Raw genomic sequence first — 18,131 nt, 5'->3', positions numbered from 1 at the left:
CGAACGAACTCAGATCTGGATAAAACTTGGGGGCAAGGTCAGAAGCGCTTCGCGCGCTCATTCGGGACCGACGCAAAGCAGCAGGATTGACGCAGGCCCAACTCGCAAAGCGGCTTGGCCGTTATCAATCCTACGTCGCAATGATCGAAGGAGGAGAATTAAGAGTTGATCTTTTGGAATTTTTGGAGATCGCCAAAGCAACTGGCTTTGACCCCGCATTGGCGATCCGAGAATTGACCAAAACTAGCGAAACCTAGGTTGCCGGCCTATTTAGCCCGTTGAGGTTGCTGCACGCCAACGCTAACAATTTTTGCGTCCACAACTCGTCCTCGCAACATCCGCGCCGACATTTCTACGAATAGCGGCTTTTTATTCCACTCAGCATCCTGAAGAATTCTTCTGTGCTCCGACGAGATAACCGCGTCAAACAATGAAGCGGTCACAAGCTGACCAGTCTTGATGTCTTCTAGAGTTACGCGGAAACCGTCCGTGACGGTCGTATCGACCTTCGCCACGCGATATTGTCCGGCAAGGCGAGCCTCAGAGCTTTGTGCTCTGCTCACGGAGCTGATCTCGGTCGCCACTTCGTGGGGCACGGCGATGCCTTGAATTTCGCCGCCATGTTCCTCTGCGACCGCTTTCAAGATTTCGTCCCGCGCCTCAGCGGCCGAATCTTCGATTTGCTTGAGAATTGGGCGCTGATCTAACGCCTTCGTTAACAGCTCGAAACGTTTACTATCGTGTTCGAGCTGCGCTCTATAATTGGCGAGCAGTTCACGAGTCTTGTCGTCGTCTGATGCCAATCGACGCTGATCGGTTTTTGCCTTGAGAAATTCGCTTACGACGAGCTTTCCGGCATAGATCAACGCCAGACCCAGGACCATGATGAGCAGTTCGGTGCCGGTCATTTTTGCGATTATGTCGTTGCCATACTTGCTGATGATATCGCTCAGGTTGATCGATAGATCACTGCTTCCCTTATCGACCTTAACGCGGATTTCGAACCGCTCGCGCTCAATTTGGCTCAAGGTTCGAAGATTATCACTGCCCGTCGAGAGTAATGCGTGCGTTCTGTAAATCGATTTCTGCAGCTGGAGAATAGCACCCATCATTGACGACGAGATGGAGCCGTCCTCAGGAACATCCGGAAGATAAATTCGGATGCGCGGCCAACCCTCCCAGTTGATCTTCAGTTGTTGTGGAGCAACTTCGATTTTTTTCTCAAGAGCGGCTTGGAAAATGTCCCAAGCGTCGTCTTCGTTCCTTATCCGGAACAACGCTTCATCGCCCATTCACTCCCCCAATATAAGCAACCGATTGATACAACCAACACGGTCGGGGAGCAAAGTAACGAAAGTCGCTTTCAACCAATCGTTGCGGCTAACAAGCCGCTACCAATAGATCTTCAAAAACAGATTTTTGTGAGCTTTATTAAGTAGTTACATGAATCGTTGGTAGCGGGGGAGGGACTCGAACCCCCGACCCCAGGATTATGATTCCCGTGCTCTAACCAGCTGAGCTACCCCGCCACGGTGTCCGATCAAGGCGAGTGGGGGTCGACGCGTGCGACCGGCCTTGTGAACGGGCCGCTTATAAGGAGCCGTTCCGGCCCCTGTCAAGCAAAGCCCGCCGCCGCGCGCCGATTTCGTTCTGTGCGTTTTTTGTCCGCCTGCTCAAGGCCTTGCCATCGCATTCCCGGTGATGGCCGAGCTGGAAGCCGGCGCCCAGGGCGCAGCGCACGGCCGCGGTCGAATCCGCGCATTCCCCGAGGATCATTTCGGCTGCACGTTGGGATTGCCTCCGGGGCTGCCGGGCGGCGGAATCACTGGCGTGGTGCCGCCTTCAGGCGTCGGCGCATACATCTCGGGATCGACGCCGCTCGGCGGGCACAACACACCATTGGTCTTGGCGAGCTTCTCGCCGAGCGGTTCGCCGGCGCGGCCGGTGGTGATGCCGTCGGGCGTCGGCGTAGCCCGCGCATTCGGCGCACATGCCGCGTTCTGCCTGGGGGCCGGCGCGGTCGCCTGCGGCGGCGTTGCCGGTGTCGGCGGTGCCTGGGCGTGGGCGGCAGACGCGGCCGACGCCAGCACGAAAGAGAGGAACAAGGATTGCCTGATGCTCATGGCGGAGCAACGCCGAGCCCGCGCCAGCGTTCCCGCGTGACGACGGGTCGATCAACCGAACTGCGCGCCCTGGCGATCAGCCCTTGCGATAACGAATCAGCGAGAAATGCCCGAGTGGCGGCATCGGCCGGCGCTCCGCGAGCGTCACACCGCCATGCTTCGCAGCCCAGTTCGCCAGCCGCGCCCAGGGGAACTCCGGCCGCCAGCCGAGCCGCCGCGCGATTGGCGCGAAGGCGAGCTCGAAAATTCGGCGCGGACCGCTCTCGGCACCGATGTGATTGACCAGGATCAGCTCGCCCCCCGGCTTCAGCACGCGGATGAAATCATCGAGCGTCGCTTCCGGATCCGGAACTGCGGTGATGACATATTGCGCCACAACCGCATCGAAGAAATTGTCCGGAAAAGCGAGATGCTTCGCGTCCATGACCGCGAGCGTCTCGACGTTGAAGAGCTTCAGCTCGCGCACCCGCGCCTGCGCGCGCCGAAGCATCGGCTCGGAAATGTCGACACCGCAGATCCGGGTGGTGCGCGCATAGTCCGACAGCGACAGGCCGGTGCCGACGCCCACGTCGAGGATGCGGCCGCCGATACGGTCGGCTTCCGCGATGGTCGATTGGCGTCCCTGATCGAAGACCTTGCCGAACACCAGATCGTAGATCGGCGCCCAGCGCTCATAGGCCTTTTCGACCCCCGCGCGGTCGATGTCCCCCATGCCCCTGCCCTGAATGATTGATCAGCCGCGGACCGGCTCGGCCACGCGCTGCGGCCTGACGAGACCGGCGGTGGTGCGACTCTCGGCAACGGCGCTCTGAATGAAGCCGCCGCCAAGAACACGCGCACGACCAGAGGCGGCGTCATAGAACACGCAGGCCTGCCCCGGCGAGACGCCCTCCTCGCCGGCGACGAGCTCGACCTCGTATTGTCCATCGGCGCCGCGGAGCCAGGCCGGCTGCGGCGGCCGCGTGGAGCGCACTCGCACGAACAGCTCGAGGCCGTCGCGCACGGCGGCATCCAGCACGCCGTCGCCGATCCAGTTGACCTCGCGCAGCGTGATGCGGTGCGTGCGCAGCGCCTCGCGCGGGCCGACGACGACCCGGCGGGTCGCGACGTCCAGCTTCACGACATAAAGCGGTGCGCCGGCGGCGATGCCGAGCCCCTTGCGCTGGCCGATCGTGTAGTTGGCGATGCCCTGATGCGCCCCGAGCACCCGGCCATTGAGGTCGACGATCTCGCCGGGCTCCATCGCGTTCGGCCGCAGCTTGCCGATGATGTCGGTGTAGCGGCCGGTCGGCACGAAGCAGATGTCCTGGCTGTCGTGCTTGTCGGCGACCTCCAGGCCGAAGCGGCGCGCCAGTTCGCGCACCTCCGGCTTGGTCATGTCACCGAGCGGAAAGCGCAGATAGTCGAGCTGCTCACGTGTGGTCGCAAACAGGAAATAGCTCTGGTCGCGATCGGCATCGGCCGCGCACACGAGAGCGCGCGATCCATCCGCCAGCCGGCGCGAGGCGACATAATGGCCGGTGGCGAGCACCGAGGCACCGAGCTCGCGCGCGGTCTTCAGCAGGTCGCCGAACTTGATCGCGCGATTGCACTCGATGCACGGCACAGGGGTCTCGCCAGAGGCATAGCTGGCGGCAAAATTGTCGATCACCGACTCCCGGAAGCGGTCCTCATAGTCCAGCACATAGTGCGGGATGCCGAGCCGCTCGGCGACGTTGCGCGCGTCGTGAATGTCCTGGCCGGCGCAGCAGGCGCCCTTGCGGTGGGTCGCCGCGCCATGATCATAGAGCTGCAAGGTGATGCCGACGACGTCGTAGCCTTCCGACTTCAACAGCGCAGCCGTGACCGACGAGTCCACGCCGCCGGACATGGCGACGACGACCCTGGTGTCTTCGGGACGGCCTTCGAGATCGAGACTGTTGAGCATGGTCAGGTCACTGCGATCGCGGCGTCAGGCGACGTGTTCCCGGCGCGGGAACGCCTCGCATGCGCCGTCTTTGCGGATGGCTGGCTCCCGGCGATCTCCGAACGAGGTAGGCTGATCGGACACGGCGCGGGAGCCATGGTCTTTTAATATAGGGGCGCTTCCTGCGAAGCAATCGCGCTGGCTCCAAGTATCGGCGGCAAATCTTGCCGGCCGGGCAGAAATGACGGGGCCCCGGCTGCCGCCTGCCCTGCCGAGCGCCGCAGCAAGCCATTGTATATATTGTATTTTTTGAACCCTCTCGGTTTGGCCCACTCCTTGCTGAACTGGCTTGTCGAGTTTCATTGCGAGAGGTTCCAAGGTGTTCAGCGTTCCGTCAGACATCCCGGCCAGTACGACCGTCAGGACCGCCGTTGCCAAGACGTCCCGCTCGGACGCCTCGCACCCGTCCGACAGCTTCGCCGCGCTGGTCGAGGCCGCGGCCGCGCCGGACACGTCCACATCTCCCCTGCCCGGCGGGTCGTCGTCTCCAGCGCCGCGCAGCAGCGCGTCCAGCCCGAGCCGCGAGTCTGCACGCACCGACTCCGACCGCGCGGCCCAGGCGAAGTCCCCTGACAAGAGCGACGGCAGCTCGTCGCGTCCCGACCGCAGCGACAAATCGTCATCCGATCAGACATCCGACCCCGTCAGCGACAAGAGCGCCACAACTGGCACGGCTGACGCCACCGACGGCAAAGCCACCGACAAAGCCGACAAGAAGGACGGCGACCCGGCTACGGCGGATACGACCAAGGCGGCCGACGCAACCGCCAGCGCTCAGGCGACTGCAGCGCCGACTCCGGTCGCCGTTGCGCTTCCGTCCGAGATCATCTTGACTAACGTCGTCAGCGGCGCGGCTGCGACGAACAATGACGGGTCTTCCACCACGCCGGCGGCCTCTGTGCCGGCTGGTCCGAGCGGCGTCGGTCCGCAGGGTGCGGTCGATGCCACCGCCGGACTCGCAGCCGCCGCAGCCAAGTCGGCCGGTGCGACCAAGACGTCCGAGGACACCACCGCGGCGACCGCGGGCTCCGGCACGGCCACGACGCCCTCCGGCGACGCGGCGGCCTCCGCGGACCAGAGCTTCACCGCCGCCCTCGATGCATCGGCGGCCGGCGACGCCAAGACAACCGGCAAGCCGGCTGCGCAAACCAAGACCGGCCTCGTGAACGGCGACGCCGGGAAGGTCACCGAGCAAGGCAACGGCCCTGTCCAGGGGGCTCAGCAACCGACTCACGGCCTGACGCAACAGCCCGCGGTCGGAGCGAAGCCGGAAACGGTCCCATCAGACGACACCGGCAAGGCCAGCGGCAATACCCAGCCGCCGTCCGGACACGATCGGAATGGTGCGCAAGCGGCCAATCAGGCGAACGCCCCGGCTTCCGATCCGACGGCGCAGCTGGCGACCGCGTTGCAGCCGCAGCTCACGACTCCGACCTCACAGTCTGGCCAGATCACGTCAGCCAATCTGACCGCGACGGCCGCCACGGCTACAGCCGTGCCGCTGCATGGGCTCGCGGTCGAGATCGCCGCGTCCGCGCTGAATGGCAAGAGCCGCTTCGAGATCCGACTGGACCCCGCCGAACTCGGACGCATTGATGTGCGCATCGACGTCGATCGTAACGGTCAGGTCACCTCGCATCTGCGGGTCGAGAAGCCGGAGACGCTCGCGATGCTGCAGCAGACCGCGCCGCAACTGCAGCAGGCGCTGCAGGACGCCGGCCTCAAGAGCAACAATAGCGGGCTGCAATTCTCGCTCCGCGACCAGAATTCGTCCGGCCAGAACGGCGGCGACAACCAGCAGAACGGCAACGCGCAACGCCTGATCGTGACCGAGGACGAAACGGTTCCAGCCCAGCTGGCCGGACGGTCCTATGGACGCGTGTTCAGCGCGCAGGGCGGCGTCGATATCCGCGTTTAACAGGAGGCTTCCATGGCAATCGGTGACGCAATCACGTCAAGCCCGCCAGTTTCGGGGACGACCACCTCGTCCACATCGAACGGCAGCAGCCTGAGCTCGAAGGCTGGCTCGACCATCGCGGGCAACTTCCAGACCTTCCTGACGCTGCTGACGACGCAGTTGCAGAACCAGAACCCGCTTGATCCGCTGGACACCAACCAGTTCACGCAGCAGCTCGTTCAGTTCGCGGGCGTGGAGCAGCAGCTCAAGACCAACGACCAGCTGGGCTCTTTGATCTCCATGCAGCAGACGACCCAGGCCACCCAGGCGCTGGCCTTCGTCGGCAAGACGGCGGTCGTCAAGGGTTCGACGGCCAACCTGGCGAGCGGCAAGGCCAGCTGGGACCTCAGCATCCCCAAGGACTGCACCATGACCGCGACGATCACCAACAGCGTCGGTCAGACCGTCTTCAGTGGCACCTACAACGCAAAGGCGGGCGATAACCAGGCCTACAACTGGAACGGCCAGGGCAGCGACGGCACCCAATGGCCGGATGGAAAATACAAGCTCACCGTGACCGCCAAGGACAGCTCCGGCAATCCGGTGGCGGTGTCGACCCAAATCGAGGGGACCGTCTCGTCGGTCGACCTGACGCAACAACCGCCCTTGCTCTCGATCGGCGGCCAGACCTACACCGTGAGCCAGATCCAGCGGATCGTTAACTGACCGTTGGCGCCCCGCCCCCCGCTCTAAAGACAGCGGATACGGTTGCAGCTGAGCTTCAACCTCAAGCTCAGCCACGGCGGCAATATATCGGCGTAACCGCCGGAAATTCTTAACCAATCATTTACCCTATTCCCGCTCCCGGAGCCGTCAGGCGCCGGGAGCGCCGGCATTTGCGGCCAGGGCCGTATTCACGCCCTTTGCTTAGGCAAATTTTAAGCGAGGCGGCGTAGGGTCTTACCGTGAGTTCAGTGGTTAAGAGTTTGTGAGTACGCCATGACAGAACCCCATCGCCCGAGGGTGAAATACGTCATCGGGCCTGACGGCAGCCCGCTCACCATCGCGGATTTGCCTGCCCCAGGCACCAAGAGGTGGGTCATTCGCCGCAAGGCTGAAGTCGTCGCCGCCGTTCGCGGCGGATTGCTGTCCCTCGAAGAAGCGTGCAGCCGCTACACCCTGACCGTCGACGAATTCCTGTCGTGGCAGTTCTCGATCGACCAGCACGGTCTCGCCGGCTTGCGCACCACCCGAATTCAGCAATATCGCCAATAAAGCGTTTCAAACGCGGCGCGATGTCTTCGAAAATCGGCTTGGTCCCGCCAAGCCGATTTTTGCCATGTCTACACTTTGTTAGGACCCTTTAACCACCGTTAACCATATCGAAACCTTCCCATAGGCAATAATTGCCCAGTGGTTCGATTCAACCTCCGCGACCTGTCCGTACGGGGCCGCGGCTGAATCGGATCGCCACCTGGAATGCGGGTGTCGGCGAAGGTTACGGGTTGAATTTCGCGAATTCTGCAACCGGCCTTAAAGGCCTGCGAAGCTCAAATCACCTTCCTGCTGCCACCCGTCGAATGCCGAATTATGGGGCAGTTGCTTGCAAGGTCTCTTGGACTTCCTGAAGGGTTTGGGCGCCGCGCGGCTCACCGCCATGATCGCGGTCACTGCCGCTTTGATTGGCTTCTTCGGCTTCGTCATCATGCGGGTGACGGCGCCGCAGATGACGACCCTGTTCACCGACCTCGGCATGGACGACTCCTCCAGCATCATCAAGGATCTGGAGCGGCAGGGCATTCCGTTCGAGATCCGCAATGAAGGCAGCGTGATCCTGGTCCCGAAGGACAAGGTGACGCGGCTGCGGATGAAGCTCGCCGAAGGCGGCCTGCCCAAGGGCGGCGGCGTCGGTTACGAGATCTTCGACAAATCGGACGCGCTGGGCACCACGAGCTTCGTCCAGAACATCAACCATCTGCGCGCGCTGGAAGGCGAGCTCGCCCGCACCATCCGCGCCATCGACCGCATCCAGGCGGCCCGCGTCCATCTCGTTCTGCCCGAGCGGCCGCTGTTCTCGCGCGAGACGCCGGAGCCGTCGGCCTCGATCGTGGTCCGCGTGCGCGGCGCCCTCGATGCCGCTCAGATCCGCGCCATTCGCCACCTCGTCGCCTCAGCGGTCAACGGCCTGAAGCCGCAGCGTGTCTCGATCGTCGACGAAGCCGGACAATTGCTCGCCGACGGCACCCAGACCGACATCGACCAGCAGGTCGGCGACGAGCGCCGCAACACGTTCGAAAAGCGGATGCGCAAGCAGGTCGAGGACATCGTCTCCTCGGTGGTCGGCGCCGGCCGTGCCCGCGTCCAGCTCTCCGCCGATTTCGACTTCAACCGCATCACTCAGACCTCCGATCGCTACGATCCGGAAGGCCGCGTGCTCCGGTCGAGCCAGACCCGTGAAGAGCAGTCGGCCAGTTCGGAAAGCAACGGCCAGGTCACGGTCAACAACGAGCTGCCGGGCAACCAGCAGAACCAGCAGCAGCAACAGCCGCCGCGCGATCAGAGCAAGAAGACCGAAGAGACCAACAATTACGAGATTTCCCGGACCACCAAGACCGAAGTGACCGAAGCCGGCCGTGTGAACCGCATCTCGGTCGCGGTCCTGGTCGACGGCGCCTACTCCAAGAACGAGAAGGGCGAGCTGGTCTACAAGGAGCGCAGCAAGGAGGAGCTCGATCGCATTGCGGCTCTGGTCCGCTCCGCCATCGGCTTCGACCAGAAGCGCGGCGATCAGGTCGAGGTGGTCAACCTGAAATTCGCCGATGCGCCGACGGTCCCGCAGATCAACGAGCCCAGCGGCTTCCTCGGAATGCTCCAATTCACCAAGGATGACGTCATGTACGTCATCGAGCTCGCCGTGATGATGCTGCTCGGCATTGTCGTGGTGTTCATGGTGGTCCGGCCGCTGGTGAAGAAGATCATCGCCTCCGACGAGGTCGCGGCGGCCCTGAAGAGCGCAGTCCCCGCCCTCACCGACGAGACCGCTCAGGCGCAGGCCCACGCCCAGCAGACCGCAACCCTGATCGACGTCGCTCAGGTCCAAGGACAGGTCCACGCCCAGTCGGTGCACCGGGTGGGCGAGCTGGCCGACCGCAATCCGGGCGAAGCCGCCGCCATCATCCGCCAGTGGCTCGCCGAGCCGCAGCAGCAATGACCCGCTTTTGTTTGATCCGCAGCAACTGAACCGAACGTAGATTGTCATGTCGCTCCCGCAAACGCAGAACGCAAACGCCAACGACATCTCCACCGTCATCGCGACGCTTGCGAGCCGCCAGGCGCAACGCGAGAAGACCGAACCCTTGAGCGGACCGCGGCGCGCCGCCGTGATGATGCTCGCGCTCGGCGAGCAGTATGGCGGCAAGATCTGGCAGCAGCTCGACGACGACGAGGTGCGCGAATTGTCGCTCGCGATGTCGACCCTCGGCACCGTCGAGGCCGACGTGGTCGAAGACCTGATGCTCGAATTCGTGTCGCGGATGTCGGCATCGGGCGCGCTGATGGGCAATTTCGACGCCACCGAGCGGCTGCTGCAGCAATATCTGCCGCCGGAGCGCGTCAACGGCATCATGGACGAGATCCGCGGCCCCGCCGGACGCAACATGTGGGAGAAGCTCTCCAACGTCCAGGAAGAGGTTCTCGCCAACTACCTCAAGAACGAATACCCGCAGACCATCGCCGTGGTGTTGTCGAAGCTCAAGCCCGAGCATGCCGCCCGTGTGCTCGCAATCCTCCCCGAGGACATGGCGCTCGACGTCATCGGCCGCATGTTGCGCATGGAGGCGGTGCAGAAGGAGGTCATCGAGCGGGTCGAGCAGACGCTGCGGGTCGAGTTCATGTCGAACCTGTCGCAGACCCGCCGTCGCGACGCCCATGAGGTCATGGCCGAGATCTTCAACAATTTCGACCGCCAGACCGAGACCCGCTTCATCACCTCGCTGGAAGAAGAGAACCGCGAATCGGCCGAGCGCATCAAGGCGCTGATGTTCACCTTCGACGACCTGATCAAGCTCGATTCCGCCTCGGCCCAGACGCTGCTGCGCAACGTCGACAAGGACAAGCTGGGCGTGGCGCTGAAGAGCGCCAATGAGGAGGTGCGCAACTTCTTCTTCGGCAACATGTCGTCGCGTGCAGCCAAGATGCTGCAGGACGACATGGCCGCGATGGGCCTGGTGCGGCTGCGTGATGTCGACGAAGCCCAGGCCCTGCTCGTCAATCTCGCCAAGGACCTCGCCGCCAAGGGCGAGATCATGCTCAGCAAGAACCGCGCCGACGACGAACTGGTGTATTGATGGCCCAACCCGCGAAGTTCCTGTTCGACACCGACTTCTCCGCGCCCGAGAAGACGCGCGAGCGGGCGACGACGGCCGCGGAGATCGCGCAGAAGGTGGCCGCCGCCGAAGCCGCCGCCTATCGCAACGGCTACGAGGCGGCCCAACGCGAGGCCAAGGTGGAGGCCGACCGCCGGGTCGCCGCCGCACTGGAGCAGATCAATATCCATCTGCAGGGCATCGCCGCGCGCTATGCCGGCATCGAAACGCGCATGGAGACCGAGGCCGTGGATGTCGCGGTCGCCGTCGCCCGCAAACTATGCGCGGCGCTGGTCGCGGCCGAGCCGCTCGGCGAAATCACGGGCCTCGTTCGCGACTGTTTCGCGCATCTGGTGTCCACGCCGCATCTGGTGCTGCGCATCAACGACTCGCTGTACGAGGCTGCGCACGACAAGATCGAAAAGCTGGCCAAGCAGAGCGGCTTCGAGGGGCGTCTCGTCATCCTCGCCGAGCCGGAGATCGAGACTGGCGATTGCCGCATCGAATGGGCCGATGGCGGCGTCGTGCTGGAGCGCGCGGCGATCGACGCCAAGATCAACGAACTGGTCGGACGCTATATGGCGTCCAAGAAGAACTAGGCCATGGCAGTGGCCGAGGGAGTTTAAGTCATGAGCGACAACGAGATCCCGCTTCCCGACCTCAATTCGGCAGATGCGCCGCCTTTGAGCGACGACGTCGGTTACAACGAGGAAGAGCATGCCTCGCGCATCGCCGCCGACCTCGAGGCGGTGTTCGACGTGCCGGTGCAGGTCTCGGCCGTGCTCGGCCGCTCCAAGATGGATGTCGGCGAGTTGCTGAAGCTCGGACCCGGCACCGTCCTGGAACTCGACCGCAAGGTCGGCGAAGCCATCGACATCTATGTCAACAACCGTCTCGTGGCACGCGGCGAGGTGGTGCTGGTCGAAGACAAGCTCGGCGTGACGATGACGGAAATCATCAAATCCGACCGGAACTGACAGGAAACCCACGCGCGCCCGTCGAGAGCAGCGCGGTCGAATAGGAGATCAACATGCGGCTTCTGATCGTCGGAACGCTGAAAGGCCAGCTCACTGCGGCCACCAAGATCGCCATGGAGAACGGCGCCACCGTCACCCATGCCGAGGACAATGAACAGGCGATGCGGGTGCTGCGCGGCGGCAAGGGCGCGGATCTCCTGCTGGTCGACGTTGCGCTCGACATTCGCGACTTGGTGATGCGGCTCGACGCCGAGCACATTCATGTGCCGATCGTGGCCTGCGGCATCACCAGCGACGCCCGCGCCGCGGTCGCCGCCATCCATGCCGGCGCCAAGGAATACATTCCGCTGCCGCCGGATCCCGAGCTGATCGCGGCCGTGCTGGCCGCCGTGGCCAACGACTCCCGCGACCTCGTCTACCGCGACGAGGCCATGGCCAAGGTCATCAAGCTGGCGCAACAGATTGCCGGCTCCGACGCCTCGGTGATGATCACCGGTGAATCCGGCACCGGCAAGGAGGTGCTGGCGCGCTATGTCCACAGCCGTTCGCTGCGCGCCAAACGCCCGTTCATCTCGATCAATTGCGCTGCGATCCCCGAGCATCTCCTGGAATCCGAGCTGTTCGGCCACGAGAAAGGCGCCTTCACCGGCGCGGTTGCGCGCCGCGTCGGCAAGTTCGAGGAGGCCAATGGCGGCACCCTGCTGCTCGACGAAATCTCGGAAATGGATGTGCGGCTGCAATCCAAGCTGCTGCGCGCGATCCAGGAGCGCGTGATCGACCGCGTCGGCGGCACCCGCCCGGTGCCGGTCGACATTCGCATCATCGCCACCTCCAACCGCAACCTTGCGGACGCCGTGCGCGAAGGCACGTTCCGCGAGGATCTGCTGTTCCGGCTCAACGTCGTGAACCTGAAGATCCCGCCCTTGCGTGAGCGTCCCGCCGACATCCTCGAACTGGCGCAGCACTTTGCCCGCAAATATTCGGAGGCCAATGCCGTGCCGCTGCGGCCGATCTCGGCGGAAGCCAAGCGCGTCCTCACCACCAACCGCTGGCCGGGCAATGTGCGCGAGCTGGAGAACACGCTGCACCGCGCGGTGCTGATGGCGCAGGGCGACGAGATCGGGCCGGACGCGATCCTGACGCCCGACGGCGCCCGCTTGGACATCGGCAAGACGCAGCCCGCCGTCGCCCATGCTACGATGGCCGCCGAGCAGGTCACGCGCGCGCTCGTCGGTCGCACAGTCGCCGACGTCGAGCGCGACCTGATCCTGGAAACCTTGAAGCACTGCCTGGGCAACCGGACACATGCGGCCAACATTCTGGGCATCTCGATCCGCACGTTGCGCAACAAGCTCAACGAATATGCCGATGGCGGCGTGCCGATTCCGGCGCCGGGCACCGGCGATACGCCGCGCATGCCGAGCCCGGCATAAGCTCGCGCGGATTTATGACCTCGTTCTCGGCGGCGCGCTCATGCTGGGCGCGCCGTCTGCGTTTTCGACAGCCGATGCCGCCTCCCGCGACGTGCTCATGGGATGCTGGGAGCAGGCCTCCCATGCGCCTCTGGTCAAGCCGCAACAAGGCGAGGAATGGGGCTCGCGCAGCTGGTGCTTCCGCACGCGTGGCCGGATGGCCTCGTTCAATTTCGCCTGCGGCCGCGACGGGTGTGACGGCTGGGACGGCGCGTGGCGTTATCGCTGGCGGCCGCCGATCCTGTCGCTGTCCGACGTCGAGACCTCGGCGGATGGCAAGGGGCAGAGCAAGGTGTGGCGGCGTTGCCGCGTGCAGTTTCTGACGAAGGACTGGATGCAGCTCCAGGACTGTGAGCAATCCTCCGAGCCCTGGATTCGCAAGCCGTCCCGGTGACGCACCCAGCGATACAATCCGACATTACGAATAGTTCGGCGCCTCGGGATTGCGGAAGATGTGGATCGGATCGCCGGGCGTGAACTCACGCTGCGTGAGCACCGCATAGGCATAGAGCGCGAGATAGAGGATCGCGACCGTGCCGACCAGGTAGAGCGCCCAGGTTCCGATCCGTTTCATCCGTTCCGCCGTCCACAACGCCGCAGGCCCGGGCGGTTCTACGGGGTCGGAGGTCCAGATGCCACCCTGTCGGCGTTGATCTCACCGTTTGGGCGGGAGCCTTGGATCGGGCACGCTCAGCGCCGCCAACCTGGCCAAGTCGTCCTCACGGTCCACCGGCACATAGCCGCCATGCCAATATGCCAGGGCAGCCGCTTGCGGCGCGACCTCGACATGCACCACCCGGCCGATCACGATACCGTGGGAATGCCGCTCGATGATCTCCTCCACCTCGCAATCGAGCGCGGCGAGTGCGCCAGCCAGCAGCGGAACGCCCGTCACATGCCTGCGCCATTCGGCGCCGGCAAAGCGCTCGGCCCCCTTCAGCCCGCCTTTTCCAGCAAACCGCTCGGCCACGTCGATCTGGTCCGCGGCCAACAGATTGGCGCCGAAAACGCGCTCGCGCTGCAGGATCGGCCAGGACGACGCATTGCGATTAAGGCTGACGATCACGGAAGGAGGATCGACCGACAATGAGGACAGCGAGCTCACGGTCATGCCGGTGATCTCGTCGCCGCGACCAACGGTAATGACGCTCACGCCCCCGACGAGCTGGCGCATCGCAGAACGGAAGTCGGGCTGAAGCGCCGTGGCGTCGGGCATGAGGCGGACGATGGAGTTCATTGCGTTGATCTTTCCTACCCTGCCCCGCCCGGTCCAAGCAACTGGCCCAGAATCGAGCCTTCCAGAGCGGCAAGCTCGGCAGAGCCGCGCTGGCGCGGCCGCGCCAGATCGACCGTGATGTCCTCGGCAATCCGGCCTTCCTCGATCACCAGCACGCGATCTGCCAGGGCGACGGCTTCGGAGACGTCATGGGTGACCAGGATTGCGGTAAAGGTTTGGTCGGCCCAGACCCGCTCCAGCAGCCGCTGCATCGCGATGCGTGTCAGTGCATCGAGCGCGCCGAGCGGCTCGTCGAAGGCCAGCAAGCGCGGTCCGCTGACCAGCGCGCGTGCCAGCGCGACGCGCTGCTTCTGGCCGCCCGACAGCACCGCCGGCCATTGCTCGCGCTTGTCGGCAAGGCCGACTTCCTCCAGCGCCTGGCGCGCACGGTCATGCGCGCCCTCGGCCTTGCGGTCGCGGCCGAGACCGACCTCGACATTGGCGAGCACCCGCGCCCAAGGCAACAGCCGCGGCTCCTGGAACATGACCCGCACGTCCTCGGGACGCGCAGCCGCGTCGCCAAAGCTGATCGTGCCCGACGTCGGCTTGTCGAGTCCCGCGATCAGCCGCAGCAGCGTGCTTTTGCCGCAGCCACTTTGGCCGACGATGGCGACGAATTGCCCGGCCGGGATCTCCAGATCGATGCCGCGCAGCACCTCATTGTCGCCAAACGATTTGCGGAGGTCGCGGATCACCAGCGGCAGGCCGCGAGTCTCGGATTTGGCGGGCTGCGGGGTCACGCTGGACTTCTTCGCGGGGCGGAATGTCCCAGCATGCGCGAGCGCATCGCTGCTGTCGATCGCCTCGACGCCGGACACGGGGATTCGGAGCGCTTGCTGCATTTACAGACCTCAATGCTTGCTGAAGGCCGGATGCCAGGACAGCGTCAGCCGCTCCAGCGCGCGCGAGGCGCTGTCAGCGACCTTGCCCAGCAGGGCGTAGATCAGGATGGAGAGCACGACGACGTCGATCTGCATGAACTCGCGCGCCTGCATCGCCATGTAGCCGAGCCCCGAGGACGCCGCGATCGTCTCGGCGACAATCAAGGTGAGCCACATGATGCCGAGCGCGAAGCGCAGGCCGACAAAGATCGACGGCAGCGCGCCGGGGAAGATGACGCGGCGGAACAGCTCGCTGTCGGTCATGCCGTAGACCCGGCCCATTTCAATGAGTTGCGGATCGACGGTGCGAATCCCGTGCAGCGTGTTGAGATAGACCGGGAAGAACACGCCGAGCGCCACGAGAAACAATTTCGCGCTCTCGTCGATGCCGAACCAGAGAATGACCAGCGGGATCAGCGCCAGATGCGGTACGTTACGCACCATCTGCAAGGTGGTGTCGGTGAGCTTCGCCGAGAGCTGCGACAGGCCGTTGGCGAGTCCAAAGGCGAAACCGATGCCGCCGCCGATCAGGAAGCCGATCGAGGCGCGCCAGAAACTGACCCAGATATTGCGGCCGAGCTCGCCCGACCACAACAGCTTCCAGCCGGCGCGGGCGACGTCGCTCGGCGCCGGCAGCACGCGCGGCGAGACGAGGCCGGCGACCGAGGCCGCCTGCCAGATCAGGATGATCGCGAGCGGCACCAGCCAAGGCAGTAATCCATCCGCCTTGGGCACCGTGAGCTGACGGACCTTGTTGCCGACCTTGGGAAGGCTTTCGATCAGGCTCATGATTGCGACGCCCGCTGCAGAGGACGATGCTCGTTGGCGATGGTCTCGCCGAACGGCCCGGTATTGGCCCGGAGCTTGGTCACGTTGCCGCCCTGCTCCGTCACGTTCAGCCCGAGCTTCGGGAATACCAGCTCGGCGAAGCGATAGGCTTCTTCGAGATGCGGGTAGCCGGAGAGGATGAAGGTGTCGATGCCGAGATCCTGATATTCGCGGATGCGCGCCGCCACCGTGTCGGGATCGCCGACCAGCGCCGTGCCGGCGCCGCCGCGCACGAGGCCGACACCGGCCCACAGATTCGGGCTGATCTCGAGCTTGTCGCGCCGGCCACCATGCAGCTGCGACATGCGCTGCTGGCCGACCGAGTCCATGCGCGCGAAGATCTTCTGCGCCGAGGCGATGGTCTCGTCGGTGACGTGCTTGATGAGGTCGTCAGCCGCAGCCCAAGCCTCTTCGTTGGTCTCACGCACGATCACGTGCAGGCGGATGCCGAAGGACAGCTTGCGGCCACGCTTGTCGGCGACGGCCCTGACCTTGGCGATCTTGGCGGCGACATCGGCCGGCGGCTCGCCCCAGGTGAGATACTTCTCCACGGTGTCGACGGCGACATCGATGCCGGCGTCCGACGAGCCGCCGAAGAACAGCGGCGGCCGCGGCGACTGCACCGGCGGAAACAGCAGCCGGCCGTCCTCGACCTTGATGTGCTTGCCGGAGAAATTGACCGCCTCGCCCTCGAGCAGCGCGTTGTAGACGGTGAGGAATTCGCGGGTGACCTCGTAGCGCTCCTCATGCGACAGGAAAATGCCGTCGCCCTTGTTCTCGACCGGGTCGCCGCCGGTGACGACGTTGACGAGCAGGCGCCCGTTGCTAACGCGGTCGAGCGTCGCGGTCATCCGCGCCGCCACGCCCGGCGACTGCAGGCCCGGCCGCACCGCCACGAGATAGCGCAGCTTCTCGGTGAACGGCGCCACCGCCGAGGCGACGATCCAGGAATCCTCGCAGCTGCGCCCCGTCGGGATCAGCACGCCGTAATAGCCGAGCTGGTCGGCGGCCTGCGCGATCTGGCGCAGATAGTTGAAATTGACCTCGCGGCCGCCTTCTGAGGTGCCGAGATAGCGGCCGTCCCCATGGGTCGGCAGGAACCACAGCACATTCGGCTTCGAAGCGTTACTCATGCCATTCTCTTTCGATGGAGGCCGCGATCAGGCGTCAGGTGGACGGCGTCCACTTCCAGACGATGTCGGCGACGTTGACTTGCTTGGGAATGAGGCCGACGCGGGCGAAACGATCGGCGACCGCCTGCTGGCTCTTGATGATGTCGTCGTCGAGCGGCACGACGCTGTAGATCGAGCGGTCGACGAAGCGGCGCACGGCCTCGATGTCGACGCCGGTCGCTTCCGCCTGCGCCTTCGCCACGTCCTCGTGATGGCTGTTGGCCCACACGCCCTCGGCGGCGAAGGCCGCGTTGAGCCTGGCGACGATGGCGGGATATTTTTCGACGAAGTCGCTGCCGACGATGTAGAACGAGTTCGGCTTATGCACGTCCTTGTCGAACACGATGGCGCGCGCATTCTCCTTCAGCTCGGCCAGCGCCAGATACGGATCCCAGATCGACCAGGCGTCGACCGAGCCCTTGACGAAGGCCGCAGTGGCATCCGCCGGCGCCAGCGGCGCGGGGATGATGTCGCTCCAGGCAAGCCCCGCCTTCTCGAGCGCGGCCACCAGCAGATTGTGCGCACTGGAGCCCTTGCCGAAGGCGACACGCTTGCCCTTGAGATCGGCCAGCGTCTTGATCGGCGAATCCTTGGGCACGATGATCGCCTGGCTGCTGCCGTTCTGCTTGACGGCCGCGGCATAGCGGATCTTGGCATTGGCGGCCTGGGCGAAGATCGGCGGCGCATCGCCGACATAGCCGAAATCGACGCTGCCGACATTGATGGCTTCGAGCAGCGGCGGCCCGAACTGGAAGTCGACCCAGACGACGTTGATGCCGTCAGCCTTGAAGGCATTCTCGATGGTGCCGCGCGCCCGCACCGCCGGGAAGAAGCCGCCCTTCTGGGTGCCGATGCGGATCTCCTTCGGCCTGTCCTCGGCGCGCAGCGGCGTCGCGCCAGCGATCACCGCGGTCGATGCCAACGACAGTTTCAGAAAATCACGACGCTTCATTGACCTCTCCGACCATGACTGCGCATCCACGTTGATGCAGCGCGAGAAACAATGATGGTGGCGGGCAAAACTGGTGTCGAGCACCCCGGAAAAATAGCGATGCCGGTCCTATGCGCGCGCGGTCGGAAGCAGGGTTTGTTTCAAATAGCCCGCGAAAAGCAGCGAGAATTTCTCAGGGGGCTGCGACGCAATCACGCATCTTCACGCGCCATCAACCAAGATC

The 18,131-nt window shown here is 64.4% G+C and carries 20 protein-coding genes and 1 tRNA gene; 10 read left to right on the top strand and 11 right to left on the bottom strand.

Annotation, left to right across the window (positions count from 1 at the left end; genetic code table 11):
* Nucleotides 1-26: 26 nt before the first annotated feature.
* Nucleotides 27-257: a helix-turn-helix domain-containing protein gene (locus HL671_RS33095; RefSeq protein WP_172242416.1), complete on the top strand. Its 231-nt coding sequence runs from the start codon at nt 27-29 to the stop codon at nt 255-257.
* Between the two features lie 9 nt (nt 258-266).
* On the opposite strand, the gene HL671_RS33090 is transcribed toward HL671_RS33095, so the two are convergent.
* The 5 genes from HL671_RS33090 to mnmA all read right to left on the bottom strand — a co-directional run bounded on the left by HL671_RS33090 (nt 267) and on the right by mnmA (nt 4,050).
* Nucleotides 267-1,292 carry a hypothetical protein gene (locus HL671_RS33090; RefSeq protein WP_172242413.1) on the bottom strand — a complete coding sequence of 342 codons (1,026 nt, stop codon included), beginning with the start codon at nt 1,290-1,292 and terminating at the stop codon, nt 267-269.
* A gap of 160 nt (nt 1,293-1,452) precedes the next feature.
* Nucleotides 1,453-1,529, bottom strand: a tRNA-Met gene (locus HL671_RS33085).
* A gap of 243 nt (nt 1,530-1,772) precedes the next feature.
* Complete coding sequence (locus HL671_RS33080) at nt 1,773-2,123, bottom strand: hypothetical protein (RefSeq protein WP_172242410.1); 351 nt, start codon at nt 2,121-2,123, stop codon at nt 1,773-1,775.
* Between the two features lie 76 nt (nt 2,124-2,199).
* On the bottom strand, nt 2,200-2,835 hold the full coding sequence (locus HL671_RS33075; RefSeq protein WP_012042113.1) for a class I SAM-dependent methyltransferase: 636 nt from the start codon (nt 2,833-2,835) through the stop codon (nt 2,200-2,202).
* A gap of 21 nt (nt 2,836-2,856) precedes the next feature.
* Nucleotides 2,857-4,050 (bottom strand): tRNA 2-thiouridine(34) synthase MnmA, encoded by a 1,194-nt coding sequence (gene mnmA, locus HL671_RS33070; protein WP_012042112.1) that lies wholly within the window; start codon nt 4,048-4,050, stop codon nt 2,857-2,859.
* A gap of 358 nt (nt 4,051-4,408) precedes the next feature.
* On the opposite strand from mnmA, the gene HL671_RS33065 reads away from it, so the two are divergent.
* The 9 genes from HL671_RS33065 (at nt 4,409) to HL671_RS33025 (ending at nt 13,193) form a co-directional block, all read left to right on the top strand.
* Nucleotides 4,409-6,007 (top strand): flagellar hook-length control protein FliK, encoded by a 1,599-nt coding sequence (locus tag HL671_RS33065; RefSeq protein WP_172242407.1) that lies wholly within the window; start codon nt 4,409-4,411, stop codon nt 6,005-6,007.
* Between the two features lie 12 nt (nt 6,008-6,019).
* On the top strand, nt 6,020-6,712 hold the full coding sequence (locus HL671_RS33060; RefSeq protein WP_172242404.1) for a flagellar hook assembly protein FlgD: 693 nt from the start codon (nt 6,020-6,022) through the stop codon (nt 6,710-6,712).
* A 273-nt stretch (nt 6,713-6,985) separates the two neighbouring features.
* Nucleotides 6,986-7,261 carry a CtrA inhibitor SciP gene (gene sciP / locus HL671_RS33055; RefSeq protein WP_002714638.1) on the top strand — a complete coding sequence of 92 codons (276 nt, stop codon included), beginning with the start codon at nt 6,986-6,988 and terminating at the stop codon, nt 7,259-7,261.
* 328 nt (nt 7,262-7,589) lie between these two features.
* Nucleotides 7,590-9,197, top strand: a complete 1,608-nt coding sequence (gene fliF, locus HL671_RS33050; RefSeq protein WP_012042109.1) for a flagellar basal-body MS-ring/collar protein FliF — start codon at nt 7,590-7,592, stop codon at nt 9,195-9,197.
* Nucleotides 9,198-9,243: 46 nt separating this feature from the next.
* Complete coding sequence (fliG, locus tag HL671_RS33045) at nt 9,244-10,332, top strand: flagellar motor switch protein FliG (protein ID WP_172242401.1); 1,089 nt, start codon at nt 9,244-9,246, stop codon at nt 10,330-10,332.
* Nucleotides 10,332-10,949: a FliH/SctL family protein gene (locus tag HL671_RS33040; protein WP_012042107.1), complete on the top strand. Its 618-nt coding sequence runs from the start codon at nt 10,332-10,334 to the stop codon at nt 10,947-10,949. The genes fliG and HL671_RS33040 overlap by 1 nt, the downstream gene beginning before the upstream one ends.
* A 30-nt stretch (nt 10,950-10,979) precedes the next feature.
* Complete coding sequence (gene fliN, locus HL671_RS33035; RefSeq protein WP_012042106.1) at nt 10,980-11,327, top strand: flagellar motor switch protein FliN; 348 nt, start codon at nt 10,980-10,982, stop codon at nt 11,325-11,327.
* 53 nt (nt 11,328-11,380) lie between these two features.
* Nucleotides 11,381-12,760 carry a sigma-54-dependent transcriptional regulator FlbD gene (gene flbD / locus HL671_RS33030; RefSeq protein ID WP_172242398.1) on the top strand — a complete coding sequence of 460 codons (1,380 nt, stop codon included), beginning with the start codon at nt 11,381-11,383 and terminating at the stop codon, nt 12,758-12,760.
* Nucleotides 12,761-12,800: 40 nt separating this feature from the next.
* Nucleotides 12,801-13,193: a hypothetical protein gene (locus tag HL671_RS33025; protein ID WP_172242395.1), complete on the top strand. Its 393-nt coding sequence runs from the start codon at nt 12,801-12,803 to the stop codon at nt 13,191-13,193.
* A gap of 24 nt (nt 13,194-13,217) precedes the next feature.
* Here HL671_RS33025 and HL671_RS33020 read toward each other — a convergent pair whose 3' ends face one another.
* From HL671_RS33020 to HL671_RS32995, 6 genes are all read right to left on the bottom strand, one after another.
* Nucleotides 13,218-13,373: a hypothetical protein gene (locus tag HL671_RS33020; RefSeq protein ID WP_012042103.1), complete on the bottom strand. Its 156-nt coding sequence runs from the start codon at nt 13,371-13,373 to the stop codon at nt 13,218-13,220.
* An 81-nt stretch (nt 13,374-13,454) separates the two neighbouring features.
* Nucleotides 13,455-14,036 (bottom strand): flavin reductase family protein, encoded by a 582-nt coding sequence (locus HL671_RS33015; protein WP_041750494.1) that lies wholly within the window; start codon nt 14,034-14,036, stop codon nt 13,455-13,457.
* A gap of 14 nt (nt 14,037-14,050) precedes the next feature.
* Nucleotides 14,051-14,917, bottom strand: coding sequence for an ATP-binding cassette domain-containing protein (locus tag HL671_RS33010; RefSeq protein WP_012042101.1), 867 nt, complete (start codon nt 14,915-14,917; stop codon nt 14,051-14,053).
* Nucleotides 14,918-14,926: 9 nt separating this feature from the next.
* The gene (locus tag HL671_RS33005; RefSeq protein ID WP_012042100.1) at nt 14,927-15,745 is read right to left on the bottom strand and encodes an ABC transporter permease subunit; all 819 of its coding nucleotides are present in this window, start codon (nt 15,743-15,745) and stop codon (nt 14,927-14,929) included.
* Nucleotides 15,742-16,917 (bottom strand): FMNH2-dependent alkanesulfonate monooxygenase, encoded by a 1,176-nt coding sequence (ssuD, locus tag HL671_RS33000; RefSeq protein WP_172242392.1) that lies wholly within the window; start codon nt 16,915-16,917, stop codon nt 15,742-15,744. The genes HL671_RS33005 and ssuD overlap by 4 nt, the downstream gene beginning before the upstream one ends.
* Nucleotides 16,918-16,951: 34 nt before the next feature.
* A complete protein-coding gene (locus HL671_RS32995; protein ID WP_172242389.1) occupies nt 16,952-17,908 on the bottom strand; it encodes an aliphatic sulfonate ABC transporter substrate-binding protein in 957 nt (318 codons plus the stop codon).
* Between the last annotated feature and the right edge of the window lie 223 nt (nt 17,909-18,131).

Source organism: Bradyrhizobium denitrificans (assembly GCF_013179005.1).
GTDB classification, from domain to species: Bacteria; Pseudomonadota; Alphaproteobacteria; order Rhizobiales; family Xanthobacteraceae; genus Bradyrhizobium; species Bradyrhizobium denitrificans.
The sequence above is the reverse complement of the archived record's forward strand: the minus strand, read 5'-3'. Positions and strand labels throughout refer to the sequence as shown.